This is a genomic window from Deinococcus arboris (assembly GCF_009755355.1).
In the GTDB taxonomy this organism is placed as follows: Bacteria; Deinococcota; Deinococci; order Deinococcales; family Deinococcaceae; genus Deinococcus; species Deinococcus betulae.
This window is the reverse complement of the sequence record NZ_WQLB01000063.1, coordinates 1-7814: the sequence shown is the minus strand read 5'-3', so window position 1 is coordinate 7814 and position 7814 is coordinate 1. Positions and strand designations below refer to the sequence as shown.

Here is a 7814-nt window from a genome sequence, read left to right as displayed (position 1 = left end):
TAGGCGCACCTTGCCGCCGGGCAGGGACCGCTGCTCTAGGCTGAGGCCACCTATGACCAGCCAGCCATCCAGCGCCGCCGTTCAGGTGCAAGGCCTGAGTAAAAGTTACGCTGTCCACGACAAGGAGCCGGGGTTTGTGGGCAGTGTCAAAGCGTTCGTGAACCGCAAAACCCGGCAGGTGGAGGCGGTGCGCGGCGTCTCCTTTGAGCTGGCCCCCGGCGAGATTGTGGGTTTTTTAGGGCCCAACGGCGCCGGCAAGACGACCACCCTCAAGATACTCTCGGGGCTGCTGCATCCATCGGGCGGGTCGGCGCGGGTGGCAGGGTTCGAGCCCCGGCGCCGCGAACGCGCCTTCCTGAAAACCATCACCCTCGTCATGGGGCAAAAACAGCAGCTGATGTGGGACCTGCCCGCCCTGGACTCCTTTCTGATCAACCAGGCCGTTTACGAGATTCCCGACCAGCAGTACCGCGCCACGATGGCTGAATTTACCGAGGTGCTGGGGCTGGAGGGCATCCTGAAAAAGCAGGTGCGCAAGCTGTCTCTGGGCGAGCGCATGAAGTGCGAACTGGCCGCCGCCCTGCTGCACCGCCCGAAGGTGCTGTTTCTGGACGAGCCCACCATCGGCCTGGACGTGAATATGCAGGAAGCCGTGCGGGCCTTTGTGCGCGAGTACAACGAGCGCCACGGCGCTACCGTGATGCTCACCAGCCACTACATGGCCGACGTGACCGCCCTGGCCCAGCGCGTGCTGGTGATTGACGCCGGGCAACTGGTGTTTGACGGTGACCTGCACGCCCTGACCGAACGTGGCAGCGGCGGCAAGACCATCCGGCTGCAACTGCGCCGCCCCGCGACCAGTGACGAACTGGCGGCGTTCGGCCAGGTGGTGTCCAGCGACGGCCTGAGCGCCGAACTGACAGTGCCGCGCGGCGAGGTCAGCGAACGCGCCGCGCGGCTACTCTCGGGGCTGGATGTGGCCGACCTGACGGTCGAGGACCCGCCCATCGAAACCGTGATGGCCGAGCTGTTTGGTGCCCGCTCGGCGCCGGCCTCTGCCCACCCGGCCCCCGAGGCCGCGCTGTGACCTGGGCGTGGCGCCGGCTGCGCGTGCTGTTTTCCACGCAGTTTGCCCTGATGGCCGAGTACCGCGCTGAGGTGATTATCTGGATGCTCTCGGGCACCCTGTCACTTGTCATGATGCTGGTGTGGATGGCGCAGGCGGCGGCCGCGCCGGGCGGGCAGGTGCGCGGCTACTCGCCGGCCGAGTTCGCCACCTACTTTCTGGCGACCTGGCTGGTCTCGCAGCTGATGGTGGTCTGGGTGGCGCATGAACTGGACCCGGCCATTCGCCAGGGGCAGCTCTCGCCCTGGCTGCTGCGGCCTCTGGACCCGTTCTGGTCGTACTTTATTGGACACGTCGCCGAGCGCTTTGTGCGCCTGCCCGCGCTGCTGGCGCTGGTCGCCCTGTTTGCGTGGCTGGCCGGGGCGCAGTTTACCCGCGAGTGGTGGGTGTACCCGGCGGTGGTGGGGCTGGCGGCGCTGGGCTTTACTGTGCGCTTCCTGTGGGAATACCTGATTGGCCTGCTGGCCTTCTGGACTGACAGTTCCACCAGTTTTCAGGAACTCGTGTGGCTGCTGTACGCCGCGCTGGGCGGCATGTTTGCGCCGCTGGCCTTTTACCCCGAATGGGTGCAGCGCGTGGCGGTCTGGACCCCTTTCCCGTACATGCTGGGCTTGCCCGCGCAGCTGCTGTCCGGCAAGGCCACGGCCGAGCAGGCCGGGCAGGGCGCGGCGGTGCTGCTGGGCTGGGGGGTCATTTTTGTGCTGCTGCGCCTGTGGGTGTGGCGCGCGGGGCTACGCCGCTACGGGGCGGTGGGCGCATGAGCGCGTCCGGTCTGACGGTTCCGGGTCTGTCCGGGGTGGCCCGGTGACCCGCTACCTGCGCCTGGTGCGTGTGTTTACCGGGGCCAGCGTGTCGGCGCAGCTGGAATACCGCGCCAACTTTTTCGGGGCGGTGCTGGCCAGCCTGGGTGAGGCGGGGGTGGCCCTGTTGGGTATTTCCATCCTGTTTGGTCAGCCCGGCGCCACGTCGGTCGGCGGCTGGACCTTCCGTGAGGCGCTGCTGGTGACTGGCTTTTTTATGCTCACCGAGGGCTTTATCTCCGTGGTGGTGCAGCCCAACATGAGCCGCATCAGCGAGGCCATTCGCACGGGCAATATGGATTTCACGCTGCTCAAGCCCATTGACGCCCAGTTCAACGTGAGCGTGCGGTATCTCAACCTCCTGCGGTTTCCCGACGTGCTGCTGGGGCTGGGGCTGCTGCTGTACGCCTCGGCTGGCCTGCCCGTCACGCTGGCTGGCGTCCTGAGTGCCGCCACGCTGTACCTGTCGTCACTGGTCATCGTGTACTGCATCTGGCTGGGTCTGAGCACCACCGCCTTCTGGCTGGTCAAGACGCAGAACGTCTCCGAGCTGTTTAACGGTGTCTTCGGGGCGGCGCGCTTTCCGGTCACGGCCTTTCCGGTGCCGGTGCGCGTGGTGTTGACCTTTGTGGTGCCAGTGGCCTTTATTACCACGGTTCCGGCGCAGGCCCTGGTGGGCAGCCTGACGCCTGCGCTGGCGCTGGCTTCTCCCGTGGTGGCCGCCGCACTGTTTTGGGTCACGCGCCGCTTCTGGCTCTACGCGGTGGCCAGCTACACCAGCGCCAGCAGTTGAGAAGGTCGCCGTTCATTCCCCGATGAACTGAGCAGAGTGAGGCGCCAAGAAATGTTGTTGTGGCAGCAATGGAGGGGTTCCGGCCCTTTTCTGGACATGCGCCCTGCGGCAGCATTGAGATGGATGCCAGTTCAGTCCAGAAGAAAAGAGGACGGCCATTCGTATGATGGCTCTCGTATGACGAACGTGGCCGCCTGGACCGCGCTGGGTCAGCCGCGCCCGCGTGCGCTGCCTTTGATGGCAGCCGCCCGCGCTCAGCTGGCCCATCTGGCCGAGTGGCGCGACCTGGCCTCACCTGCCGCCGCCGAGCGGGCAGGAGCCGAGTTCTCGGGCGAGCGCGCCCTGGCCGCCGACCTGCTGGGCGTGCGCCCCTGGCTGCCCCCGGACCTAAGCCCCCGTCAGGCTGTTGCGGCGGTTTTTGCTCACGAGTGGGCGGGTTTTCTGGCGCTGCTGGGCGAACATGGCCCCTGGGTGTACATCGCCGATGTGCGCGCCCTGCAACGCCTGTCGGGGGCGTATGGCGCGCTGGTGGGGGCTGCCCAGGACGTGACCGAGGAGGTCGCCCTGAGCGCCGCGCAGATGTCGGTGGCCCTGGGGCCTGGCCGCACGCTGCTGCCGCGCCTGGAGGCAGTGCCCTACCGCCAGCCCCGGCGCGCGGCGCTGGCCGCTGGAGCCCTGGTGGCGCTGGAATCGGCCTTCTGGACGCAAGCCGCCGAGCTGGCCCAGGAGCGGCACCGAGTCTGGGCGGCGCGGCGGCTGTAGCAGGCGAATAGCGGCTGTGGGTTATAAGCGGGCTAGCTCTTGCGCCTGCTTCGTTCTCTTGATAGTAGCTGCCCGTTCCACCCTGAAGGCAGACAACGCCCCCTGACAGCGGAACTCAGCGTGGTTGAGGGTGATGATCCGCAACCACGCTGAGGCGAACATAGTGAGTGTCGGTCAGAGACAGCGGCGCCAATGGAACGGGCAGCCGCTGTCAGTTCCGTTTGCGCTGCCGTCTCCTGCGGTCATTCCCTCGGTTCGTTCCTGCATGGTGGAGGGCTCCTCCAGCGGTCCTGCCCACTCTTGGTCACGTCCAGAGCCTCAGGACTGGCTCAACGCCGCGCCTCTGGCGGTCAGGCGCCGCGCCGCACTAGGCTCTCGCCATGACCGCCGAGCCCCTGCTGCTTCGTCCGCTGAAAATGCGTGATCTGACGCTGCCCAACCGCGTCGTGGTGTCGCCCATGTGCATGTATTCGGCCCAGAACGGGCTGGCCAACGACTTTCATCTGGTGCATCTGGGGCAGTACGCCCTGGGCGGGGTGGGGCTGATTTTCACCGAGGCTGCCGCCGTCAGTCCCGAAGGCCGCATCAGCCCTGAAGACCTGGGCCTGTGGGATGACCGCCACATCACGCCGCTGGGCCGCGTCACCGACTTCGTTCACGCGCAGGGCGGGCTCATCGGGGTGCAACTGGCCCACGCCGGGCGCAAGGCCAGCACCTACGCCCCCTGGCGCGGGCGCGGCGCCGTGCCCGACGAGCGCGGCGGCTGGGAGGTGATGGGCCCCAGCGACCAGCCCTACAGTGAGGCCCTGCGTTCACCGCGCGCCATGACCGCCGAGGACATTGAAGCCGTGACTGCCGCCTTTGCCCGTGCCGCCCGCCGCGCCGAGATTGCCGGGTTTGACGCCGTGGAAATTCACGCCGCGCACGGCTACCTGCTTCACCAGTTCCTGTCGCCCCTGGCCAACACCCGCACCGACGACTACGGGGGGGCCTTTGACAACCGCGTGCGCCTGCTGCTGGAAGTGACCCGCGCGGTGCGGGGTGCCTGGCCTTACCACAAGCCGCTGTTCGTGCGCCTGTCGGCCACCGACTGGGCCCCGGGCGGCTGGGACGAGGAGCAGACGGTCGCGGTGTGCGCCCTGCTGGCCCGCGAAGGGGTGGACGCCGTGGACATCAGCAGCGACGGCCTGACCAGTGAGCAGCAGATCACGCCCGGCCCGGCTTACCAGGCGCCTTTCGCCGCCGCCGTTAAGGCCGCTGTACCTGACCTGCACGTCATGACGGTGGGCATGATTGACACCCCCGAGCGCGCCGAGGGCCTGCTGCAAAACGGCGACGCCGACCTGATTGCCCTGGCCCGCCCCCTGCTGGGCGATCCCCACTGGACCCAGGCGGCTGCACAGGCGCTGGGCGTGCCGCTGGACTTGCCTGCGCCGTATGGCCGCGCGACCCGCACCACCTGAAGACCAGGCAGGGCCTACTAGACCGCCCCTTAGGCCAGATGGCAGGGGCGGCGTAAGGGCGCCCCCGTTCTATACTGTCCCCAGAACGCCCCGTGGGACTCTGGCGTGACTTCCGAGACACCCCTCTGTAGGTTGCACCTTGCCGTCACGCCGCCCTTTCCCGGCGGCGTTCTGCTGTGTTGCGTGCTGACGAGCCTCAGCAGGAACTGGGCCGGCCCCTCACTGCTCCTCCGCCACAAGCCGTATGACTGTGCGGAGGCTTCCCGCCAGAATGGACAGGCGCCTGGACTCTCTGGAGTCAGGCAGCCACCTTCTGGAGGAAACCCTATGCCCAGCGCCGACACCGTGGCGCGCGAGGACCTGACGCTGTTTCTGAATGCCGCCTACGCATGCACCGGACAGCGCGAGTTCTACCACACCGCCGAAGACCAGCGCGTCAGCGTGCAGTTTTTACACGCCTACATTCTGGGCAACTACCGGCGGCTGTATGCACGGACCCTGGCTGCAGGGGTGAACGACTTCAACGCCGCCGAAATCATCCTCAACCTGCTGCGCACCGGGCGGCAGACCCCGCCCGACTTCCGGGCCGAGGAGAACGCGCTGCTGACGGCGGCCCTGCGCCGCTTGCCCCCGCAGCGCGGCTGGAAACTCTTGACCCGGCTGCGGCAGGAGCGGGTCAACAACCGCCGGACGCGGGCGCTACTGCGCGCCTATATAGCGGGTCAACGCGACCTGACTTTTCAGGCGGTCAAATACCGGCGGCATGTGCGGGCGGCGGCGCTGCATGCCCACCTGAGCCTGCCCGGCGAATTGCCTGCTTTCCTGTTTGGGCAGCATGGCCGCGCCTTCCTGACGCCGCTGCTGGAAACCTTCCGGCAGGCGCGTTACAGCGGGCAGGCGGTCTACGACCTGCCGTTCACCGTGGCGCAGGGTCTGGCGGCCAAGCACAGGATTCCCCAGGCGGTCTTTCTGAGCCGCATCGAGCCGCGCCTGACCGAGGGCGAACGCCTGCGCCTCCAGGGTCAGAGTGAGGGCCGGGTCGAGCTGCGCCCCGAGCGCCTGTCATTAAGTGCCCTGTGCCTGTACGTGCTGTCGTTGCCGCTGCACGAGCGTCAGGCCCGGCAGGAAGAACTGAACGGCTGGCTGTCGCGCGCGGCCGGCGCCCTGCTGGCCCGCGCGCCACTGCCGCTGCCGCCTGGCCCCGTGGCGGCGCTGCTGGACAATTCAGCCTCTGCGGCTGGGTCGCGGGAGAAACGCCGCCGCCCCCTGGCGCTGGCCCTGGCGGCCGACGCCCTGCTGCGGGCCGCCCGCCCAGAAGGCAGCTATCAGGCTTTCTGGACCCGGCCGCCCCCAGAGGCGCTGCTGGTCCAGGCGCGCGGGCAGACCAACCTCAGCGAGCGGCTGCTGGACGCGCTGGACTGGGGCGCCCGCACGGTGCTGGTGGTCTCGGACGGCGTGGAGAATGACCCGCCCGGCGCCTTTCATCCGGCGCTGGTGGCCGCCCGCCGCCTGGTGCCAGGCCTGGAGGTGGTGCATGTCAACCCTGTGTTTGACGCCGAGATGCTGACGGTGCGCGCCCTGAGCCCCCTGCTACCGGCGGTCGGCCTGAGGAGCGCCGAAGACCTGCCCACCGCCCTGGGCTTTGCCCGGTTTGCGGCGGGGCAGGCCAGCTTGACTGAGCTGGAAAACTACCTGGCCGGGCGCGTGCAGACGTTCTTGCCGGCTGGAGGGCGCCGTGCTGAGGCTTGAGGGCCTGACCCCGGCCCCAGCCCAGGTGCGCGGCGCGTTCCGGCTGGTGCCGCTGCTGCGCACGCGCCCCTGCGACGATGTGCGCCTGTCGCCTGGCGCGATGGCCGCCGGGGTGAAGGTGGTGGCACTGCCCGACCAAGCGCACTACGTCGCCTTTGTGCCCCACGCCCTGCGGCTGGATTGGTCGTCTTCAGGCGCGCCGTTGATGGCGCTGGGCACCCAGCTGGCGGGGCCGCAGCGTTCCTCCTCGCCGCAGCCGTGGCGCGGGCTGGAGTTGGTGGACCGGATGCGCAAACGCGAGGGTGCGGGCCTGCGCTTTTTGCCGCTGCATCTGGCGCTGGAGGGCCTGCTGGCGCTGCACTTTGCGCCGCCGCGTGTGGCCTGGAAGGAGCTGTCGCGTGACTTTCTGCGCGCCGGGCTGGGGTTCCGGGCAGAATCGGGCGTGCCCGGCAGCCTCCTCCCTGGCTTCGAGGACGCCCTGAACACCTTTGAAGTGCATGAGGGCCAGGTGGGCCTGCTGGTGTTCACAGGTGATCAGCTCGCCTCGGCCTTTGTGGTGCCCTCGGCGCAGGATTACCGCCGCCTCCACCGCACAGTGCTGGAGGACCTGTACGGCGAACTGGTGCTGCGCTACGCCGTGCTGTACCCCGAGCCGCCGCCCCTGGAGGCCGCGCCCCGCTTTGAGAGCGCCCGCACGCTGCCCGAGCTGCGCGCTGCCCTCATGGAGGTGCGCCGTGAGTGGGCCAGCTTGGTGGAGGGCGCAATGCTGACCGACCTGCTGCGCCGCCCACTGCTGACCGAGCCGGTCTATCAGGCCGGGCCGCTGCGCCTGGAGCGCTTCGTGACAGACCTCGATCCCCGCCAGATCAACCACATCGGCGAGCGCCTGACCCGCCCGGACGGTGAACTGCTGTACCTCAAAACCTTTCAGCTGTCGGCGGCGCAGACCCGGCGCGCGTACCTGCTGCATCAGCTGGCTGGTTACGGGTGGCACCTGGCCGACGCCGCAGAGGGGCTGGGCACCACCGTGCCGGACCTCGTGGCGCGCATCGAGAAGGCCGGCTTTGGTTACCTGCTGACCCAGGCGGTGCGCGAAACGGCCGCCAAAGCTCGGCGCCTCC

At 68.6% G+C, this 7814-nt stretch carries 7 protein-coding genes; all 7 read left to right on the top strand.

Annotated features, from left to right (window positions below; translation table 11 throughout):
• Nucleotides 1-52: 52 nt before the first annotated feature.
• Complete coding sequence (locus GO986_RS22135) at nt 53-1087, top strand: ABC transporter ATP-binding protein (RefSeq protein ID WP_157461692.1); 1035 nt, start codon at nt 53-55, stop codon at nt 1085-1087.
• A complete protein-coding gene (locus GO986_RS22130) occupies nt 1084-1887 on the top strand; it encodes an ABC transporter permease (protein ID WP_224574190.1) in 804 nt (267 codons plus the stop codon). Before GO986_RS22135 ends, GO986_RS22130 begins: the two co-directional genes overlap by 4 nt.
• A 43-nt stretch (nt 1888-1930) precedes the next feature.
• On the top strand, nt 1931-2719 hold the full coding sequence (locus tag GO986_RS22125) for an ABC transporter permease (RefSeq protein WP_224574192.1): 789 nt from the start codon (nt 1931-1933) through the stop codon (nt 2717-2719).
• Between the two features lie 177 nt (nt 2720-2896).
• Nucleotides 2897-3481, top strand: coding sequence for a hypothetical protein (locus tag GO986_RS22120; RefSeq protein ID WP_198170935.1), 585 nt, complete (start codon nt 2897-2899; stop codon nt 3479-3481).
• 380 nt (nt 3482-3861) lie between these two features.
• On the top strand, nt 3862-4944 hold the full coding sequence (locus tag GO986_RS22115; protein WP_157461691.1) for an NADH:flavin oxidoreductase/NADH oxidase: 1083 nt from the start codon (nt 3862-3864) through the stop codon (nt 4942-4944).
• Nucleotides 4945-5271: 327 nt separating this feature from the next.
• A complete protein-coding gene (locus tag GO986_RS22110; RefSeq protein WP_157461690.1) occupies nt 5272-6693 on the top strand; it encodes a hypothetical protein in 1422 nt (473 codons plus the stop codon).
• Nucleotides 6680-7814: ARPP-2 domain-containing protein (locus tag GO986_RS22105; protein ID WP_157461689.1), on the top strand; the 1135-nt coding region annotated here is incomplete at its 3' end. The genes GO986_RS22110 and GO986_RS22105, both read left to right, overlap by 14 nt.